Source organism: Pseudoflavonifractor sp. HCP28S3_F10 (genome assembly GCF_052065415.1).
Lineage (GTDB): Bacteria > Bacillota > Clostridia > Oscillospirales > Oscillospiraceae > Pseudoflavonifractor_A.
Genome location: NZ_JBQHUB010000046.1, coordinates 1 through 17836, shown reverse-complemented (window position 1 = coordinate 17836; position 17836 = coordinate 1). Strand labels below are relative to the sequence as shown.

18 protein-coding genes and 1 riboswitch are annotated in these 17836 nt (G+C 63.4%); of the genes, 4 read left to right on the top strand and 14 right to left on the bottom strand.

What is annotated here, in order from left to right; genetic code table 11:
• Positions 1-157: 157 nt before the first annotated feature.
• The 4 genes from ACTNBZ_RS13800 to ACTNBZ_RS13785 form a co-directional block, all read right to left on the bottom strand.
• A complete protein-coding gene (locus ACTNBZ_RS13800) occupies positions 158-1381 on the bottom strand; it encodes a sensor histidine kinase (protein ID WP_441210791.1) in 1224 nt (407 codons plus the stop codon).
• Complete coding sequence (locus ACTNBZ_RS13795; protein WP_441210789.1) at positions 1378-1572, bottom strand: helix-turn-helix domain-containing protein; 195 nt, start codon at positions 1570-1572, stop codon at positions 1378-1380. The genes ACTNBZ_RS13800 and ACTNBZ_RS13795 overlap by 4 nt, the downstream gene beginning before the upstream one ends.
• Complete coding sequence (locus ACTNBZ_RS13790; RefSeq protein WP_441210787.1) at positions 1511-1996, bottom strand: response regulator; 486 nt, start codon at positions 1994-1996, stop codon at positions 1511-1513. Before ACTNBZ_RS13790 ends, ACTNBZ_RS13795 begins: the two co-directional genes overlap by 62 nt.
• Before the next feature lie 291 nt (positions 1997-2287).
• A complete protein-coding gene (locus ACTNBZ_RS13785) occupies positions 2288-2815 on the bottom strand; it encodes a nitroreductase (RefSeq protein WP_441210785.1) in 528 nt (175 codons plus the stop codon).
• Positions 2816-3072: 257 nt separating this feature from the next.
• Positions 3073-3147: riboswitch (Fluoride riboswitch) on the top strand.
• A 72-nt stretch (positions 3148-3219) separates the two neighbouring features.
• On the opposite strand from ACTNBZ_RS13785, the gene ACTNBZ_RS13780 reads away from it, so the two are divergent.
• Positions 3220-4395, top strand: coding sequence for a cation:proton antiporter (locus tag ACTNBZ_RS13780; RefSeq protein ID WP_441210783.1), 1176 nt, complete (start codon positions 3220-3222; stop codon positions 4393-4395).
• Between the two features lie 61 nt (positions 4396-4456).
• Here ACTNBZ_RS13780 and ACTNBZ_RS13775 read toward each other — a convergent pair whose 3' ends face one another.
• A complete protein-coding gene (locus ACTNBZ_RS13775; protein WP_441210781.1) occupies positions 4457-5587 on the bottom strand; it encodes an AI-2E family transporter in 1131 nt (376 codons plus the stop codon).
• Positions 5588-5798: 211 nt separating this feature from the next.
• Between ACTNBZ_RS13775 and ACTNBZ_RS13770 the strand changes: the two genes are divergently transcribed.
• On the top strand, positions 5799-6230 hold the full coding sequence (locus tag ACTNBZ_RS13770) for an iron-sulfur cluster assembly scaffold protein (protein ID WP_441210779.1): 432 nt from the start codon (positions 5799-5801) through the stop codon (positions 6228-6230).
• A gap of 63 nt (positions 6231-6293) precedes the next feature.
• On the opposite strand, the gene rsfS is transcribed toward ACTNBZ_RS13770, so the two are convergent.
• The 9 genes from rsfS to smc form a co-directional block, all read right to left on the bottom strand.
• Complete coding sequence (gene rsfS, locus ACTNBZ_RS13765) at positions 6294-6656, bottom strand: ribosome silencing factor (RefSeq protein WP_441210777.1); 363 nt, start codon at positions 6654-6656, stop codon at positions 6294-6296.
• 82 nt (positions 6657-6738) lie between these two features.
• Complete coding sequence (locus tag ACTNBZ_RS13760) at positions 6739-8214, bottom strand: LCP family glycopolymer transferase (protein ID WP_441210775.1); 1476 nt, start codon at positions 8212-8214, stop codon at positions 6739-6741.
• A gap of 5 nt (positions 8215-8219) precedes the next feature.
• Positions 8220-9416, bottom strand: coding sequence for a bis(5'-nucleosyl)-tetraphosphatase (symmetrical) YqeK (gene yqeK / locus ACTNBZ_RS13755; protein WP_441210774.1), 1197 nt, complete (start codon positions 9414-9416; stop codon positions 8220-8222).
• 42 nt (positions 9417-9458) lie between these two features.
• Entirely contained in the window at positions 9459-9782 is a 324-nt protein-coding gene (locus tag ACTNBZ_RS13750) for a YhbY family RNA-binding protein (protein ID WP_441210772.1), read from the bottom strand.
• Between the two features lie 46 nt (positions 9783-9828).
• Positions 9829-10416, bottom strand: coding sequence for an XTP/dITP diphosphatase (locus tag ACTNBZ_RS13745; protein ID WP_441210770.1), 588 nt, complete (start codon positions 10414-10416; stop codon positions 9829-9831).
• 3 nt (positions 10417-10419) lie between these two features.
• Positions 10420-11136 (bottom strand): ribonuclease PH, encoded by a 717-nt coding sequence (rph, locus tag ACTNBZ_RS13740; protein ID WP_441210768.1) that lies wholly within the window; start codon positions 11134-11136, stop codon positions 10420-10422.
• Between the two features lie 42 nt (positions 11137-11178).
• On the bottom strand, positions 11179-12078 hold the full coding sequence (gene ftsY / locus ACTNBZ_RS13735; protein ID WP_441210766.1) for a signal recognition particle-docking protein FtsY: 900 nt from the start codon (positions 12076-12078) through the stop codon (positions 11179-11181).
• A 12-nt stretch (positions 12079-12090) separates the two neighbouring features.
• On the bottom strand, positions 12091-12393 hold the full coding sequence (locus tag ACTNBZ_RS13730; RefSeq protein WP_441210764.1) for a hypothetical protein: 303 nt from the start codon (positions 12391-12393) through the stop codon (positions 12091-12093).
• Between the two features lie 238 nt (positions 12394-12631).
• The gene (smc, locus tag ACTNBZ_RS13725; RefSeq protein WP_441210762.1) at positions 12632-16201 is read right to left on the bottom strand and encodes a chromosome segregation protein SMC; all 3570 of its coding nucleotides are present in this window, start codon (positions 16199-16201) and stop codon (positions 12632-12634) included.
• 209 nt (positions 16202-16410) lie between these two features.
• Between smc and ACTNBZ_RS13720 the strand changes: the two genes are divergently transcribed.
• Positions 16411-16635 carry an AbrB/MazE/SpoVT family DNA-binding domain-containing protein gene (locus ACTNBZ_RS13720; protein WP_441210760.1) on the top strand — a complete coding sequence of 75 codons (225 nt, stop codon included), beginning with the start codon at positions 16411-16413 and terminating at the stop codon, positions 16633-16635.
• Positions 16632-17708, top strand: coding sequence for an acyltransferase family protein (locus ACTNBZ_RS13715; protein ID WP_441210758.1), 1077 nt, complete (start codon positions 16632-16634; stop codon positions 17706-17708). The genes ACTNBZ_RS13720 and ACTNBZ_RS13715 overlap by 4 nt, the downstream gene beginning before the upstream one ends.
• The last annotated feature ends 128 nt before the right edge of the window (positions 17709-17836 follow it).

Here is a 17836-nt window from a genome sequence, read left to right as displayed (position 1 = left end):
CAGCTGAAGCGTACCGCCCCACCCGAGGAGACATAAAAAAATAAAAACAACACCCCCCCCCGCCCGCCCCCCCCCCCCCCCCCCCCCCCCCCCCCCCCCCCCTCCGCCGCCAGTGTGCGAAGCACGCAGGATTTCCAATAAAACATTTTATTTGAAATCAGTATCCGTTTTCACGACAGACAGGCAAACGTACCAGAAAGGTATTCACGCCCTCCCTGCTCTCAGCCCAGATCCTCCCCCTGTGGCCCTTCACGATGCCCTCCGCGATGGAGAGCCCCAGCCCGTAGCTGCCATCCCTGCTGCGGGCAGAGTCGGCCCGGTAAAACCGTTTGAAGATATCTTTCAGTTCCTTTTGCGTGAGCGCGGCGCCCGCGCTGGCTAGCGACAGCAGGCAGTGTTTTCGTCCCACCCGCTTCAGCGATACTTCCACCCGGCTCTCCGGCGCGGCATATTTGCGGGCGTTGTCCAGCAGGATATCTGCCGCCTGCTTCAAGTGGGCCTCGCTGCCCCTGACAAGGATGTGCTCCTCCACGCTGCTGTCTAGCTCCAGATGCCGCTCATAGAACACGGGCTCAAAGTTCAGGACCGCTTCGGTCACAGCCTTGCTCAGGTCCACGGCGGAAAGAGGCTTGTCTGAAAAGCCGGAATCCACCCGGGCCAGCTCCAGCAGGCTCTCCACCAGGCGTTTCATTTGGCGGGACATGGAGAAGATGTTATCCGTCAGGCGTGCGCGGGTGGTCTCGTCCGCTCCCTCTTCCCTGAGCAGCTGTGTGCTGCTCAGGATCACCGTGAGGGGCGTCTTCAATTCATGGGAGGCATCGGCCACAAACTGCCGCTGCTGTGTCCAGGCTACCTCCACCGGCTTGACCGCCCACCGGGCCAGCAGCAGGCTGACGATAAAAAATGCCGCAAAGCTCAGGCTGCCGATGAGCAGACAGTTCCGTACCAGGTGATTCATGGTGCTTACCTCACTGGAGATATCCGCAAATACGATGCATTGGGCGGTGGGAGTGGACACCCGGAGGTAGCGCAGGCCGTATTCCGAAAGCACACCGGTTTGCTGTGGGGATGCGGTGGACAGCGCGGCCAGCTCCCGCAGCAATTCCGCGTCGGTCAGGTCGTAGTAGCCTCCGCCGGCGGCCACCAGATCGCCGCCTGTCCCGAGCTGCAGCGCAAAGTAGGGCAGGCGGACACCGGCGCTCACCTCCCCCGGGTGCCCCAGACGCATGGGATCCAATGCCACTGTCTGCAGCATGCGGATACTCTCCCGTTCCAGATTCGTCTTTGTAAAAGAGAGCACCATTACAAAGATCGCACAGAGCATAACGGTCACAATGGTCATATTGATGCAGACAAATTTGATGCGCAGACGCCGGATCATGTCTCGTCCACCTCCAAATGATAGCCCATCAGCCGGATCGACTCGATCCGCACATTGGAACCGATGCTTTTGAGTTTTTTTCGCAGGAAACCGATATAGACCTCCACGTTATTCTCTGTGGCGTTGGAGTCAAGGCCCCACACGCGGGTGAGCAGCGTTTCCTTTTTGATACTGCGCCCCTGTGTCTGCATCAGCAGGCGCATCACACCTCAGATCCAGGCAGGTGTTTCCATAGGTCAGTACGTCTATCTGTGCACCTTGCCTCCGGAGCAGAGCATTGATGCAGGCCAGCAGCTCCTGATTGTCAAAGGGCTTGGTCAGATAATAATCCGCCCCCGCATTCAGTCCTTCAATGCGGTCCTGTACCTCCGCCCGGGCAGTCAACATGAGAATGGGCGTGGTAAGCCGTTGGGAGCGGACGCGCCTCGCCACCCGGTAGCCGTCCAGCTTGGGCATCATCACATCCAGGATCAGCAGATCGTAGATGCCCGTCTCCGCATACTCCGCGCCGTCTTCCCCGTCGTAAACGACCTCCACCTCAAAGCCTTTCAGCTGCAGCAGGGTCTTGAGGGAATCTGCCAAGAGCGCCTCGTCTTCTATGATCCGTATTTTCATAAGCGGTCTCCCTGCTGAAAAGGATATATGGCTCTTATGGTAATCATACACCCGCTTTCTGAAATATTGCTGAAACCGGGGCCGCTGCGCCGCCGGAAACTTTTGACGCCATTCCACAGAACCGGCAATAGAGGTATCTCTATCACTAACACTTATGATCGTCAGCGGCCTGCACCTGCATGGCGGCCATATGGCGAAAAGAAGGACACGGCCCAGACCGTGTCCTTCTTTTCGGTTATTCGGTTATAAGGATACCCGGACGTCATACGGCCCGGCACCGCCGGAGCACCGCTATCTCACGTAGTAGACGTAGTTCTCCTTCCGGGGCGCCGCCTGAGGCGCCTGTCCGTCGGCATAGCCCAGCACGCAGTGGCCGATGCCCTCGTAGTCCCCCTCAATGCCCAGGGAGCGCAGCAGTTCCTTCCCCTCGGGCAGGTCGAACTCCTCCTTAGCCCGGTGGATCCAGCAGCTGCCCAGGCCCGCGTCGTGGGCGGCCAGCATCAGGTTGCCCATGACCAGGCTGCCGTCGTACACGCAGGTGGGGGCGGCCCGGTCGGCCAGCACGATGAGGACCACCGGCGCGCCGTAAAAGGGGTCGAAGCTCTCGTCCTTCCCCATGATCCTGGCGTTCAGGGCGGAGAGCCTGTCCCGCACCGCCCGGTCGGTCACCGCGATGATGATGGGGGACTGCTTGCCCCGGCCGTTGGCGGCGTAGGTGCCCGCCCGGATGATATTCTCCAGTACGTCCTCCGGCACCATGTCCGGTTTATACTTCTTTACGCTTCTCCGTGTCAGGATATTGTTCATGACCTCGCTCATGGCGATCCCTCCAGACTCTGTTTGCGGCCCGCTGCCGTCCGTTTTTTCATTATAATGCCTGAATTCGATCAAAAGGGCTGAGAATGGCCCTTTTGATCGAATTGTGCGGCTGTTGCCGCACAAATAAACCGCAAAGCGGTTTATTCAGCAGACATTATTATACTCTCTCCGCGTCCATGCCGCAAGCGGCAGCGGGGCTGCCCGTTTCACGCCCTGCCCGAAAAAGCATTTGACTTTTTTCTCCCCTCCCCCTATAATGACGTTCAGGGAATGAGGTTCTCCCCTGGCGTTATGCCAAAACCGCTGTATCAGCTGATGACTTCTGCAAGCAATTTGCAGGATCATCGGCTTTTTTCGTCTTTAGGCGCTGATCCTGCCAGACTCTGCGATGGAGGAATGAAACCATGCTCACAAGTCTCGCACTCATTTTTCTCACCGGAATGATCCTGGGCCGGCTGGCACAGGGGCTGAGGCTGCCCGCCCTGCTGGGGATGCTCATCGCCGGCATCCTGCTGGGTCCCTGCGTTCTGGACCTGCTGGCCCCCTCTGTTCTAAACATCTCAGCCGATCTGCGGCAGCTGGCCCTCATCATCATCCTGACCAGGGCCGGGCTCAACCTGGACCTCAGAGACCTGAAGCGGGTAGGCCGGCCCGCCGTGCTGATGTGCTTTGTCCCAGCCTGTCTCGAGATCGGAGGGATGGTCCTCATCGCGCCCCGGCTGCTGGGGGTCTCCCTGCTGGACGCCGCCATCATGGGAGCTGTGACGGCGGCGGTGTCCCCCGCCGTTATCGTCCCCAAAATGCTGCGGCTGATGGAAGAGGGTTACGGTCAGGAGCACAGCATCCCCCAGATGATCCTGGCCGGCGCGTCGGTGGATGACGTGTTCGTCATCGTTATCTTTACCTCCCTCACCGGTCTGGCCCAGGGGGGGTCCCTCTCCCCCGCCGCCGTTCTCCAGATCCCCGTCGCCATCGTGACCGGCGTATTGGCCGGGCTGGGAGCGGGGACAGCCTTTGCCGCCTTTTTCCGCCGCTTCCACCTGCGGGATTCCGCCAAGGTGGTGATCCTGCTCAGCGTCTCTTTCCTGCTGGTGGCCCTGGAGAGTACCTTGAAGGGCCGCTTCCCCTTCTCTGGCCTGCTGGCCGTCATGGCCTGCGGCATGGCTGCCCGGCGCAGACCAGACATGGCACGGCGGCTGGCCGCCAAATACGCCAAGCTCTGGGTGGCGGCCGAGGTGCTCCTCTTCGTACTGGTGGGCGCCGCTGTGGACGTGGGCTACGCCGCAGCCGCCGGTCCCGCCGCCATCGCGGTCATCCTGGGCGCCTTGCTCTTCCGCATGGCGGGGGTATTCCTCTGCATGCTGGGCACCCCCCTCTCCCGGCGGGAGCGGCTGTTCTGCATGATCGCCTACACCCCCAAAGCCACCGTCCAGGCCGCCATCGGCTCCATCCCCCTCTCCCTGGGCCTGCCCTGCGGGCAGATGGTCCTTACCGTGGCGGTGCTGGCCATCCTCATCACCGCGCCTCTTGGTGCCTTCGGCGTGGACATGACCAACCGCCGGCTCCTGGCGGGGCGATAGAAGCAGAAATCCCTTCCGTCCCGGCAACACACCGGGGCGGAAGGGAAGCAAAAGCTGCGTCTTATGAGCCGGACCGGGCCAGGCGGCGGCGCACATCCTGCTTGAGCAGGGTATAGAGTACCGAGGCCGCCGGCACGCTGAGCAGCACACCGGGCAGGCCAAAGAGACCTCCGCCCACCGTCACCGCCGTCAGCACCCAGATACCGGGCAGACCGATGGAGGTGCCCACCACCCGGGGATAGATCACATTGCCCTCAATCTGCTGGAGGATGGCCAGAAAAACGAGGAAAATGACAGCCTTCACCGGCGAGACCATCACCAGCAGGAAGGCCGCCAGCACGGCGCCCACATAGGCGCCCGCCACCGGCACCAGGGCAGATGCGCCGATGATCACCCCGATCAGCGGGGCGTAGTCGGCCTGGATGAAGAGCATCCCCGCAGCGCACAGCCCGCCCAGGATGCAGGCCTCAATGAGCTGGCCCGAGACGAAATTGGTGAAGGTTGCGGCGGTGAGGTGGACCACATCCAGCACAGCGTCGGCCGCTTTGGCAGGCACATAGGCCCGCAGGACCCGGCGGCACTGGGGCAGCAGGGTCTCCCGTCCGCTGAGCATGTAGATGGAGAAGATCACCGACATGAGCCCGGTGACCAGGGCAGAGATCAGCGTCCCGGTGAATGCCACCACGCTCAGCACCGTATTGCTCACCCCCTGGGCCAGCCCCTCCAGGGCGCTTTTCAGGTAGGTGGTGAGCTCCGGGATCTGGATCCGGTTCAGAAAATCCGCGTCCACATGAAGGTAAGTAAAGAGCTTCTCCGCCATCTCCCGCAGATTGTAGAGATATCCCGACAGGCTGGCCGCGAAGAGCTGGCCGCTCTCCACCACCTTGGGGACCACGAAGGAGATCAGGACCCCCAGCACGGCGATCAGCAGCAGATAGGAGGACACCACCGCCAGAGGGCGGCTCAGCCTCGAGGCGCCCAGATGGCGCAGCCCCCGGTCGTACAGCCGGTAAAAGGCCTGACAGGGCCGGTTGAGGACAAAGGCCAGGGCAAAACCCAGATACACCGGCCGCAGCAGGCCCAGCAGTCTGCCCGCGAAGTCCAGCAGGGCGTCCAGCCTGAGCACTACCAGCATGAGCCCGGCGGCAAATGCAATGATCGCCAGAATGCTTTGAAGCTTCTTTTTTTCCATAGAGGACCTCCATTCCGGGACCGGTTGGGGATATTCACTGTTACTATACCATTCCCCGGCTCCCCCGTCAACGGAAAAGGCCCCCGCCTTCCGCGTGCAGATCTCTGTCTTGCCTTGACTTTTTTGCCTTATCTTCTTATAATTCATAATAGGACTTTGCCCCTGGCATGACAAGAGAGCGCATGCATCTGCCGCAGAGAAAGGAATCGCTATGTATACCGATAAAGTCATGGATTACTTCAATCACCCCCGCAACGCCGGTTCGCTGGACGATCCCGATGCCGTGGGGGTGGCGGGCAACCCCAAGTGCGGGGACATCATGCAGGTCACCCTGCGGGTGGAGGATGGCGTCATCACCGACGCCCGGTTCAAGACCTTTGGCTGCGCCGCCGCCATCGCCACCAGCTCCATGGCCACTGAGATGATTAAGGGCCGCACCGTGGAACAGGCCTTCACCCTCACCAACGAGCAGGTGGCCGAGGCTCTGGGCGGCCTGCCCCTGCACAAGATGCACTGTTCCGTGCTGGCCGAGCAGGCCATCAAGGCCGCCGTCGGCGACTACTACGTCCGCCAGGGCATCCTGGACGAGTCCGAGATCCGGACCTACGGCGATCCCCACGAAGGAGAGCAGGGAGCGGAATAACGCAAATATTTCAATGACAAAAAGTGCGCCGTCTTTGTAAGGCGGCGCACTTTTTTGGTTTTCTCAGCTCTCCGGCTGGAGGAGGGCGCTCACGTCCACCTCTCTGGCGTCGGACCAGAGGCGCTCCAGATCATAAAATTTCCGGGATTCCTCCATAAAGACGTGGACCACCACGCTGGAGAAGTCCAGCAGGATCCAGCCGCCCTCCCGGTGGCCCTCCACATGGTGGGGAGCCTCGCCCTGGTCCTTGAGCATTTTTTCACAGGTATCGGCCAGGGCCTTGACCTGAGTGGTGGAGGTGGCTGTGCAGAGCACGAAATAGTCGGCCAGGGTGGTCAGGTGTCCGGTCTCCAGGACCTTGATATCCCGGCCCTTTTTGCTGTCCAGAGCCTTGGCCGCGGCCAGCGCCAGTTCATAAGGGGTCATAGACTCATTCTCCTTTTATCGTATGATCAAAGCAGCTCAGAAGGGGCAAGCGCTCCTTCTGAACCGTGCGGATGTCTCAGGGTCATCCCATTGACTCGGGGGGAGGGGCCGCCTCAGCCTCTCCGCCGCCGGAGACCGGTCCGGGATCGGGCGCCGCCGTGGGCTCCGGGACCGGCTCAGGCGCGGGTTCTGCCGTAGGCTCTGGCACCGGCGTGGGCTCTGACGAAGGCTCAGAAGTCACCGGGGCCGCGGGCTCTTCGGTTTCCGGAGGCAGCACGGGCTCCTCGCTGAAAACGGGGAGCTCCGGCTCCCGGCTGGGCTCCGGCTCAGAGGAGGGACGGCTGGTGCTGCCGCTGCCCGAGGGAGCGGAGCCGTTGGCCTTGGTATCCTCCACATGGCCGGTGGTGGAGTAGAGCCGGCCGTCCTCACCCACGCTCATGATGTCCAGTTCGCTGGTCTCCAGGTCGTCCTTGTAGGGGTTGAAGTGCCGGTTCACCAGCTCCACCAGTTCGTCCTCCACCGGGGTGACGTAGGACTGATAGCTGTTGTAGCTGCGGCTCCACACCATATGACCCTCGTTGGGCATGGTAAAGAAGTTCACGTTGTCCATACTCAGGCCGCCGAAGATGGCCTTCTCGGCAAACCAGGCAAGGTTATTGATGCTCAGGTCTGTGGTCACATTGTCGGTAAACACCTTGGCCAGCTGGTTCACCCGGGCCATGTTCTCGATCTTCAGGCACTGGGCCACCACCGCCTTCAGGAAAGCCTGCTGGGTCTTGATGCGGCCCAGGTCGCCGTCGGGGTAGCCGTAGCGCATGTCGTTGTCATGGCGGTAGCGGACCACGCCCATGGCCTGCTCGCCGTTAAGCTTCTGATACCCCTTGCTGATGTGGATGTGGAGGTCCTGGGTGGGGTCGTCGTAGTTCATGTTCCGGGGCACGTCGAAGTAGACCCCGCCGATGGCCTCCACCAGCTCGCCCACCGCGTCCCATTCCACCACCACCTGGAAGTCGGGCACGAAGCCCGCCAGCTGGCTGATCTCCTTGTAAAGTGCCTTGATGCCGTCGTCCCCGCCGCCGTAGAAATTATATACCGAATTGATGCGTTTGATGTCCCAGGGCACGTTGACCATGGTATCCCGGGGAATGCTCATCACGTTGAGCTCCTGATTGGGCACATCATAGGCCGCCAGGAGGATGGTGTCGGTATTGCCGCCGCCGCCGGTGTCCCGGCCGATGACCAGAAAGGTAAAGAAATCCTTCTTCCGGTCGGCGTTGGTCCGGTTGGGCCGCTCCAGGTCGATATCCAAGCCGCTGACCTGGGGCAGGTCAGGCACCTGGGGCTCCCCGGGTATGGTGGGTTTCTGCACAAAAATACGCCACGCCGCCACCAGCAGCAGCAGGATGGCCGCCAGTGTCACGGCGATGATGACCAGCACCCGCAGGGTTTTCTCCCGGGGAGTCATCTCCGCCCATTTCCGTCCCGGCTTATGCCCGCCGGAGGTACTTTTCTGCAGCCGCGCGCCGCCCTTGTGCGGCTCTCTTCTGTCTGATCCCATTCTATCTAGTCTCGCTTTCCGTTCCGCAGCCAATCCCGGGCCTCCAGGGTATTGCGGTGGACCGGCTGATTCCGTTCCTCCATATCCTGGATGCTCATCTCACACCCCAGCAGCACCGCGCCGTCCAAATCGGTATAAGCCAGCTCCCGCAGACGTTCCACACCATCAAACGCCCGGCAGGGCTCCATATAGTCCGCCACATACAGGATCTTCTCCAGCAATGTCATATCGGCCTTGCCGGTGGTATGCCAGTAGATGGCCCGGCAGATATCCTCCGGCATGCCGAATACATGCCGGGCGATGGCGGCCCCCGTTTTGGAATGGAGCAGTTTCACGGCCCGCTGTTCCAATTCGTCCAGTACGATACCATATTTTCTGCACAATTGCAACTGCTCTTCCAGGTCCAAATATTTGGTGCAGTCGTGAAGGATGCCTGCCTTGCGCGCCTTTTCCGGATCGGCGCCCCAGTGAAGGGCCAGCCGGACGGCCTCCTCCTCGGTGCCCCGGATGTGGGGGATGCGCTTGGCCTTTACCATGGACCAGGAGCAGGCCCGGAGCTCCTCATCATTCAGAGCAGTCAGATCGGCATGGGTCCCGTAGAGCCCGTGCATCAGGATGTAGCCGTACACCTGGGGGCACAGGTACTCCCCGCCCCGGCCCCGGCTCAGTCCGGCGCGCAGCTGGGTGGAAGAGACCTCCACCACCCCGGGCAGGGGGATGAGCTCCACCCGGGCGCCATAGGCCGCCCGGAGATGGGCGGCCTGGGCCTCCAGCGCCCCGCCGCCGTCCCGGGTACGGGCAAAGGCCGCCACGCCCGCGTATCTCATCAAAACCTCCGGCTGATGCCACTGCTCCAGCGTCAGGAACATATCGGCCCCCATGAGGAACCAGAGCTGGGCCTCCGGCCATGTACGGTGGAGCTCCTCCACCGTGTCGGAGGAATAGCTCCTGCCCCCCCGGCGCAGCTCCAGGTCCAGCACCTCTGTCCGGTCCGGACGCATCAGGCTGTCGGCCATCCGCTGCGTCATGGCCAGCCGGTGGGCTTCTCCGGGGGTCCCGGGCGGCAGCTCCTTGTGGGGCGGGATGGCGGCCGGGATAAAGAGCAGTTTATCCAGGCCCAGCGCCTCCATGGCCGCCCGGGCCGCCGCCATATGCCCCAGATGGGGCGGGTTGAAGGTCCCGCCGTAAATGCCGATTTTCATCACACAGCACCCTTTCCCAATATGGATACTCCCAGTTGCGCCTTACTCCCGCTTTTTGTTGTCCCGCACCAGGACGATGGGGTCCGTCAGGTCCTTCCGGTGGCTCTTGCGGTAGAGGACGAATTTGGTCCCGATGACCTGGACCACCTCGGCCCTGGCCTTCACCGCCAGTTCCTCGGCGGCCTCCCGGGGAGAGAGCAGGGAGTTCTCCAGCACCCGGCCCTTGATGAGCTCGCGGGCCTCCAGTGCGTCGTTGACCTGCCGGACCAGATTTTCGCCCAGGCCGTCCTTTCCCACCTGCACGATGGTGTCGATCCCGTTGGCCAGCCCCCGGAGCTGGGCCCGCTGTTTGCTTGTCAGATCCAATGTAGCATCTCCTTTTCGTATGATGACCTTCCGGTCCAAAAGCGTATCATTTCAACCGATCTTCCAGCTTGGAACGGAATTCCTCCAGCGCCCTCCCCCGGTGGGAGATGGCGTTCTTCTCCTCCGCCGTCAGTTCGGCGAAGGTCTTTTTCCGCTCGGGCAGGAAAAAAATGGGGTCATAGCCGAAGCCGTCCTCCCCCTTGGGGGCGTAGGCCAGGGTGCCGGGGCACTCCCCCCGGGCGGTGATGACCTCTCCGTCGGGGAAGCAGCAGCAGATGGCCGAGACGAACTTACACCGCCGGTCCAGCATGCCCCGCATGTTCTCCAGCAGGAGCTGATAGCGGCCCACATCGTCCAGGCCGGGGCCGCCGTACCGGGCGGAATACACTCCCGGCGCGCCGCCCAGCGCGTCCACGCACAATCCGGAGTCGTCAGCCACGGCAGGCAGGCCGCTGGCCTCGCACACGGCCCTGGCCTTGAGCAGGGCATTTTCCTCAAAGGTGGTCCCGGTCTCCTCCACGTCCACATCCACGCCTACGTCGGCCTCGGAGACCACCTCCACCCCCTGGGCGGACAAAATCTCCCGCAGCTCCCGCAGCTTCTTCTGATTCTTGCTCGCCAGTACCAGCTTCATGGCTCAACCTCCCAGCACGCGCTTCTGGATGGTCTGGATCTCCCGGATGCCCTTGGCACACAGGTCCACCAGGGTCCGCTGCTCTTCAATAGTGAAGGGGCGGCCCTCGCCGGTGCCCTGGAGCTCGATGAGCTCCCCCTCCCCGGTCATGACGCAGTTCAGATCCACCTGGGCGGAGGAGTCCTCCTCATAGCACAGGTCCAGCAGGGCCTCGTCCCCCACGATGCCGGCGGACACCGCCGCCACGCAGGTCCTGAGGGGCATCTCAGGCAGCACGCCCGCCTGCACCAGCTTCCAGCAGGCCAGGCTCAGGGCCACGAAGCCGCCGGTGACGCTGGCGGTGCGGGTGCCGCCGTCCCCCTGGAGCACGTCGCAGTCGATGGTGATGGTCCGCTCGCCCAGCTTCTCCATGTCCACGCAGGCCCGCAGGGCCCGGCCGATGAGGCGCTGGATCTCCGCCGAGCGGGGGGAGAGCTTGAGCTTGGCGATATCGCGGCGGCTCCGCTCCCGGTTGGCCCGGGGGAGCATGGAATACTCGGCGGTGACCCAGCCGCAGCCCTCTTTCACATGGGGCGGGGTGCGGTCCTCCACACTGGCGGTACACAGCACATGGGTGTTGCCGCAGCGGATGAGGCAGGAGCCCTCCGCAAATTTGTTGATGTCGGGGATGATCTCGATGGGCCGCAGCTCATCGTTTTTTCTTCCGTCGATGCGGGCCATGGAACTACCTTCCTTCCCTATAAAATCGATCGCGGTCCGTTTTTATACGAATGCCCGGACAAAGCTACCGGCGTCAAAGGGCATCAGGTCGTCAATGCCCTCGCCCACGCCAATAAACTTCACGGGCACGCCCAGCTCCTGGGCGATGGCCACCACGATGCCGCCCTTGGCCGAGCCGTCCAGCTTGGTGAGGACGATGCCGGTGATGCCGGCAGTCTCCTTGAACTGCTTGGCCTGGACGAGACCGTTCTGGCCGGTGGTGGCGTCCAGCACCAGCAGGGTCTCCCGGTCGGCGCCGGGCAGCTCCCGGTCCAGGATGCGGCTGATCTTGCTGAGCTCGTTCATCAGGTTCTGCTTGTTGTGCAGGCGGCCGGCGGTGTCCACCAGAATCACGTCGGTCCCCCGGGCCTTGGCGGCGGAGAGGGCGTCAAAGACCACGGCGGCGGGGTCGGCCCCCTCGTGCTGGCGGACGATGTCCACCCCGCACCGCTGGGACCATATCTCCAGCTGGTCGGCGGCAGCAGCCCGGAAGGTGTCGGCGGCAGCCATCAGCACCCGCTTGCCCTCCCCCTTGAGTTGGGCGGAGAGCTTGCCGATGGTGGTGGTCTTGCCCACGCCGTTGACTCCGATGAAGAGAGCCACCGAGGGCCTGCTATCCAGCTTCAGCGTCTGGTCGCCCACGTTCAGAAACTCCACCAGGATGTTCCGCAGGCACTCCCTGGCCCCCTCCGTGTCCCGGATCCGGTCGGCCTTGACGGCCCGGCGCAGCTCCTCCACCGCCTTCATGGCGGTCTCCACGCCCATGTCGGAGAGGATTAGGGTCTCCTCCAGCTCGTCGTAGAAATCGTCGTCCAGCTCCCCGGCAAAGAGCTGATCGAAGGAGTGCCCAATGTTCTCCTTGGTGCGGGTGAGTCCCGCCTTGATCTTATCAAAAAAGCCCATCCGATACCTTCCTTACCATTTCATATTTTTTGCGCCGCAGTTGGGGCACTTTGGGTAATCCATATCATATTCCACACCGCAGGCGGAGCACCTCACTTTGGCGATGTCGCACGTGCCCATCTCCTCCTCCGGCCGGGCCAGGTAGAAGTCCAGCTTCCCGCAGCCGGGACAGACCCAGATCTCCGCGTCCAGCGCGCCCGCCAGCAGATTGGGCCAGACGCCCAGCAGAAAGCCGGTCTTGCCCAGCTGGATATGTTCTCTCTTTAAAAATTCCAGTTCGATGCCGCAGGCGGCACAGTGTCTGCTCCGGTCCATGCTTCTCCCCCCGGCGTCACTTCACGCCCAGCTCTTTTTCCACATCGTTCAGGTTGATGGTGAGCATCCGGCTCACACCCTGCTCCTGCATGGTGACCCCCACAAGATCTTCGCTCTTGCGGGGCCCCTTCTTTTACTCAGATCGCCGGGAGTGAATCCCGCCGATCTCAAGGTTTTGACCTCCGGTCAAAACGCTTGACGGCGCACGGCGCCGCCCCGCCTTGCGGGGCCCCCGGCGTTACTTCACGCCCAGCTCTTTTTCCACATCGTTCAGGTTGATGGTGAGCATCCGGCTCACACCCTGCTCCTGCATGGTGACGCCGTAGAGGACATCGGCCTCCTCCATGGTGCCCCGGCGGTGGGTGATGACGATGAACTGGGTCTTTTCCGCCATGCCCCGCAGGTAGCGGGCAAAGCGCACCACATTGGCGTCGTCCAGGGCGGCCTCGATCTCATCCATAACGCAGAAGGGGGTGGGCCGCACCTTCAATATGGCAAAGTAGAGGGCGATGGCCACGAAGGCCTTTTCGCCGCCTGAGAGCAGGGAGAGCACCTTCAGGGCCTTGCCCGGGGGCTGCACCTTGATCTCGATGCCGCAGCCCAGAATATCGTCCTCATCCTCCAGTTCCAGCGCGGCCTTACCTCCGCCGAAGAGCTCCCGGAAGGTATGGCCGAAGGTCTCGTTGAGAATGGCAAACTGTTCCGCGAAGATGCGCTTCATCTCGTCAGTGATGGAGGCGATGATGCCCGAGAGCTCCCGCTTGGCCTTTTCCACATCGTCCCGCTGGTCGGTGAGGTAGGTATACCGCTCGTTGATCCGCTGGAATTCGTCAATGGCGTCCAGGTTGATGTTGCCCAAGGCCGCGATGGCCTTTTTCAGCTCGGCCACCCGGCGCTGAGCCTGGGCCGTGCTCTCCAGCGCCATGCGCTGGGCCTGGGCGGCCTGGTGGGTGAGCTCATAGGTCTCCCACAGCTTATCCAGCAGGCTCTTTTCCTCCAGAGCGGCGGCGTTCTTCTTCTGCTCCAGAAGAGATACCTCCCGCTCCATGGCCAGCAGGGCGCTGTTCTTCTCCCGGCTGTCCCTGTCGGCCTGGCTGCGCAGGCCCTCCAGCGCCAGCTTCTCCTCATTCAGGCGGGAAATGGCCTGCCGGCGCTCCTCGTTTTCCCGCAGGATGTCCTGAAGGTCCTGCTCCTTCTGCCGGATCTCTTCCCTGAGGCTCTCGTTTTTCTCGTCATACCGCTCTAGCAAAGCGGCGCGCTCCTCCCGGTCGCCGGCCAGCTCCCGGCGCAGGTCCTCCAGCTCGGTCAGGCTTTTCCCGATGGCCTGCCGCTCGGCGTCCAGCGCCGCCAGGCGCACCTTCTCCCCGGCGATCTCGCTGCTGACGGCCTGGGCCTTCTCCTGAAAAGCGGTCTGGCCCTCCTCCTTGCCCCGGGCCTCGGCCCGCAGGGCGGCGGCGGAGCCCTCCAGCGTCTCGATACGCTGCCGGGCCTTCTCGGTATCGGCGTCGGTCTGGGCGGTGCGGGCGGTGATCTGCTCCAGCTCGGCGCGCCGTTCGGTCCGGCGTTCCCGCAGCTCCCGCAGGCGGGCGTCGTAGCTGTCCCGGCGCTCCTCCAGCTTCAAAATGGCGTCCTCATGCTGCCGGACCTGCTCCTGGGCGGCTTCCAGCTCATAGCGGGCGGCGGCGGCCTCCCGCTTTGCCCCGTCCCGGTCCCGCCCGGCCTCCTCCAGGGACCGGCTCAGGCCCTGGGCCTGAGCCTGCAGGCGGGAGAGCTCGTTGGCCCGGCTCAGAATACCGGCGCTGCGGCTCACCGAGCCGCCGGTCATGGAGCCGCCGGGGTTCAACACCTGGCCGTCCAGGGTGACGATCTTGAAGCGGTGGCCGTACTTCCGGGCCATGGCGATGGCGGCGTCCATGTCCTCGGCGATAACAGTGCGGCCCAGCAGGTTGGAGAACACCCGGCGGTATTCCCCGTCAAAGGCGACAAGAGCGTCGCCCATGCCCACAAAGCCCTTCTCCCCCTCCACGCCCCGGTCCCGGAACTCGGAGGGGCGGATGGCGCTCAGGGGCAGGAAGGTGGCCCGGCCCCCGTCCCGCCGCTTGAGCCAGGAGATGGCGGCCTTGCCGTCCTCCTCCCGTTCCACCACGATGTTCTGCGCGGCGCCGCCCAGGGCGATCTCGATGGCCACGGCATACGGATCGGGCACCCGGATGAGGGAGGCCACCGGCCCCCGGACGCCCTTGAGCTGGCCGCGCCCGGCCTCACCCATCACCAGCTTCACCGCCTTCTGGTAGCCCTCGTAGCTCTTCTCCAGCTCGGTGAGCAGATGGATGCGGGAGCGGAGGGCTCCGTCCTCCATCTGCAGCTTCCGCCAGCGCTCCTCGGCCTCTTCCGCCCGGCGCTCCCGGGTCTGGACCCGGAGGGTATGGCCGCTGATGATATTGCGCAGGGAATCCCGGTCCTCTCTGGCCTGCTCCAGCTCGGCGGCGGCGGCCTTGGCCTCCTCCTCCAGAGTCCGGAGGGTATCCTCACCCTCGGCCAGCTCCCGGCGCACCGCGCCGTCCCGGTCCATCAGCTCCTGGGCCGCGGCAGCCAGGGCGGACAGCAGGGCCCGGGCCTGGGCGGCCGAGGCCGCGTCCACATTCTCCCGCCGGCGCAGCTCCTCCAGCTCCTCGGTCAGGGTGCCGGCGCTTTTGGCGATGTCGGCGGCCTCCTGCTCCTTCCGGGCCAGAGTCTCCTCCCCCGCCCGGGTATCGGCCAGGATCTGCTCCAGCCGCTCCTTCCGCTCCCCGATCTGGGCGGCGATGGAACCGGCCCGCCCCTCCTGCTGCTCCAACTCCCGGCGGACCCGCCCGGCGTTTTCCAGATTGTTCTCGATGCTGCTCTTGAGCACGGCGATGGCGCTCTCCAGCCCGTTGGCGTCGGCCTGGCGGCCCATCATGTCAAAGCGGACCTCCTCCGCCTTCACGTCCTTCTCCCGCATCCGGGCGGAGAGCTCCTCCACCCGGGCGTAGAGCGCCTCCACCGCCTGGCGGGCGTCCTCCTTCTCCCGGACAGCCCGCTCGCAGTCGGCGGAGAGGCGCACGGCGGCCGCGCGCAGCTTATCCAGCTGCTCCAGCCAGAGGGAGATCTCCAGCGCGCGCATCTCGTCCCGGAGGACGAGGAATTTCTTCGCCTTCTCGGACTGCTGGCGCAGAGGCTCCACCTGCAGCTCCAGCTCGTCGATCTTGTCCCGGATGCGCACCAGGTTCTCCTCGGTGCGCTCCAGCCTGCGCTCGGCCTCCTCCTTCCGGTGGCGGAAGCGGGAGATACCGGCGGCCTCCTCAAAGACCTCCCGGCGGTCGGCGCTCTTCACCGAGAGGATCTCATCTATCTTGCCCTGGCCGATGATGGAATAGCCCTCCCGGCCCAGGCCGGTATCCATAAAAAGCTCGTTCACGTCCTTGAGGCGCACCGAGCGGCGGTTGATGTAGTACTCGCTCTCCCCCGAGCGGTAGTACCGGCGGGTGACCATCACCTCGTCCTCCGGCACCTGGAAGCTGCGGTCCGTGTTGTCCAGCACCAGGCTGACCTCGGCAAAGCCCAGCTGCCTGCGCCGTTCCGTGCCGCCGAAGATCACGTCCTCCATCTTTCCGCCCCGGAGGGCCCGGGTGGACTGCTCCCCCATCACCCAGCGGATGGCGTCCGAGAGATTGGACTTGCCCGAACCGTTGGGGCCCACGATGGCCGTGATATCCTCTCCGAAGGTGAGCACGGTCTTATCAGGGAAGGATTTGAAGCCCTGGATCTCAAGCGCTTTCAGATACAAGCCGGACACCTCTCTGTCATCTGCCCAACCATGGGCATACTGTGTTAATAAAGTATTATATCAATTCCCCGGGCCCAATGCAAACGGTTTTCCCCTTTTTCTCCCCCGCTTTCACGCCTCGCCCCGGCGTCCCTTCCCTCTTGACGTTGCCGCAGGAGAAAAGTATAATAAATTATACAAATCATACTTTTAGGAGGTGTAAAACCACAATGAAACACCCCGATGGAAAATACGCCTGGACCGTTACCGTAGGCGAGAAGGGACAGATCGTCATCCCCAAGCAGGCCCGGGACGTCTTTCAGATCAGGCCCGGGGACACCCTGCTCCTGCTGGGCGATGAGTCCCGGGGGCTGGCCATCCCTCCCAAGTCCATGATCGCCCGGATCACTGCCAGCATCTTCGACGGCGGGGAGAATGGGGATGAGCCGGTATGAGGCGGCACCATCTGGACAATCTCCGCTGGGCTGTCGTGGTGCTGGTCCTGCTCTACCATGTGTGCTACCTCTTCAACGGCGTGGGCATCCCCGGCGGCCTGCCCGGCTCGGAGAGCATCCCGGCTCTTGACGGGGCCATGTACATCGTTTACCCCTGGTTCATGGCGCTTCTCTTCCTCATCGCGGGGATGAGCGCCCGGTACGCCCTGGAGCGGCGGACGCCCCGGCAGTTCCTGCGGGAGCGGGCGGACAAGCTGCTCATCCCCTCCACTCTGGGGCTCTTCGTGATCCACTGGGTCACCGGACTGCTAAACCTCCACGCCGGAGGCGCGCTCTCCTATATTCCCGCTCCCCTGCTCTACCCCGTCGCGGTACTCAGCGGCATGGGGCCTCTGTGGTTCATCCAGATGCTCTTTCTCTTCTCCTGCCTGCTTATTCTTCTCCGCCGCCTGGACCGGGATGACAGGCTGTGGAAGCTGGGCGGACGGGTGAGCGCCCCGGCCCTTCCCCTGCTCTTCCTCCCCCTCTGGTGCGCGGCCCAGGTGGGAAATGTGCCCGTGCTCACCATGTACCGCTTCGGCATCTACCTGGCGGTCTTTCTGATGGGGTACTATATCTTCTCCCATGATGAGGTCCAGGACGCCGCCGTGCGGCTCCGCGTCCCCATGCTGGCCGCCGCCGCTGCCGCGGGCACGGTGTATATGGTCCGCTTCTACGGCACGGACTTTACCGCCCCACAGTGCCTCCAGAGCTTTTGGACCAACCTGTATCTCTGGGCCGTCATTCTGGCTCTTCTGGGCTGGGGCAAGGTCCTTTGGGACCGGGAGACCCCCTTCACCCGCTTCATGACCCGGTGCAGCTTCGGCCTGTATGTCCTCCACTACCCGGTACTGATGGCGGTCTGCTCCCTGCTCCGCTACGCTCTGGCGCTGCCGCCGGTGTGGAACTATGCCGCCGCCGCTGTGCTGGGCGCCGCGGGGACCTTCGCCCTCTGCGCTCTGGTCAGGCGCCTTCCCCTCATCCGTTTCCTGGTGCTGGGCATCCGGAAGGAAAACCGTCGCCCGGCGCCATAAAAAATTCCCCGGCCAAATGAAGTGACCCCGAAAAGTTAGACAATATTTCGAAGCAAAAATTGTTCAAGCAACCGAAAGGGCTTGTTGTCTGTGAAGAGCAGGCGGCAAGCCCTTTAGCTTCGCCTTGA